Source organism: Wolbachia endosymbiont of Drosophila incompta (genome assembly GCF_001758565.1).
Classification (GTDB): Bacteria; Pseudomonadota; Alphaproteobacteria; order Rickettsiales; family Anaplasmataceae; genus Wolbachia; species Wolbachia pipientis.
This window is the reverse complement of the sequence record NZ_CP011148.1, coordinates 994,261-995,635: the sequence shown is the minus strand read 5'-3', so window position 1 is coordinate 995,635 and position 1,375 is coordinate 994,261. Positions and strand designations below refer to the sequence as shown.

General features: G+C 33.1%; 2 protein-coding genes (1 of these 2 cut by a window edge). Both read right to left on the bottom strand.

The features are described 5' to 3' along the window. On the bottom strand, nucleotides 1–874 hold an 874-nt coding region (locus WG67_RS04475; protein WP_458694920.1), incomplete at its 3' end, for an MFS transporter. A 135-nt stretch (nucleotides 875–1,009) separates the two neighbouring features. Then, nucleotides 1,010–1,375, bottom strand: the final stretch of a protein-coding gene (locus WG67_RS04470; RefSeq protein WP_179945718.1) for an MFS transporter. Its footprint extends 864 nt past the window's final position; 366 of the gene's 1,230 nt are visible here — the last part of the coding sequence; the start codon falls outside the window, past its right edge; the stop codon is at nucleotides 1,010–1,012.

Sequence of the window (1,375 nt, the reverse complement as noted above, 5' to 3'; positions counted from 1 at the left end):
GTAAAGGGAAACTAGCAATCATTGCAAAGGAACAGACAATAATAACTTCATAATGTCTATTTGGATATTTTTCTAATATGTGAGCAAAAGAGAGCAATCCAGCTGCAAATCCTACATATATAACAGAAGAAATTGAAGACGCTAGATCACCGGCCATTTGATATACCTCACATAAAAAAGCTTTTGTCCAAGCATCAGCAAAACCTTCTAGTGGACCTACCATTAAGCCACCAAAAAAACTAATTAGAATGATATATTTATTGAAAAGCACAGTTTTTAGATCCTTCATGCTAATTTTTTCTTTTCGAAAGTCGTAAGCATTGTAAGGAATAACTAAAAATAAAGATAAAGCGAGTAAGAAACCAAACCCTGAAAGAATATAAATTACGTAATTCCAACCAAACTCATCAAGCAAAAGTTCTATTGGTAGACCACCATATATTGCCCCTAATAGCCCTATAATAACAGATATGCTTGCCATTTTTGCTGATTTTTCTCGCGGAAAATACATACTGGCAACTTTAAATACTCCTATTACTGACGCAGACGAGCCAATCCCAACAATTATTCTACCTAATACTGAATAATACCACTCATCAAAGCACACAAGAGGTAATGTTCCAATAGATACCAAGACAGCACAAATAGGTAAAACAATTTTTGGACCGAATCTATCAAAACAAAGACCAACAGGGATATGAACTAGTGTAAATCCCACATAGTAGAGACCATTAAATTGCCCTAAATCTGCAATGCTTATATTAAATTTTGTTATTAATACAGGCGCAATTATGTTTGGCATGACACGTAACACATACTGGTATGCATAGAAAAGAGATACTATCAACCATACAAAAAAATTACTTTTCGACATACCTACCACCTAATAAAACCCAATTACAATTAAAACAAAAATATCAAAGTAAAATAAAGTATTATATTTCATAATAACAAGAGCCTTAAATTAGTACATCTAACGATTTTATCATACGAGCCTTCGATAAATTATCTACTTATTACAATCAACTTCTCTAAAATCTTTATTTTTTAACCATAAGAGCCCAAAAACAGCCACCAGCAAACATACAGGAATAACTGATGTTGCTTTTATCAGCAATTCAGCACCATACACAGGATTTCCTTGTATTATTGTTCTATCCCAACACAAATCTACTATTTTTGCGATCCCAGTGTGAAAAAAATAGCCAAAAACCATAACTATCATGTTTGACACAGCTGTAGCCAGGCCTACTAAGTTATTATTTACATAACTTATCGCTTTGTAAATGGTAACCACCTGATATCCAGATGTGAAGCCAATAATAAAAAGCGTAGGTAATACAACATACAAGCCACCAATCTGAGTAAAAAGCAA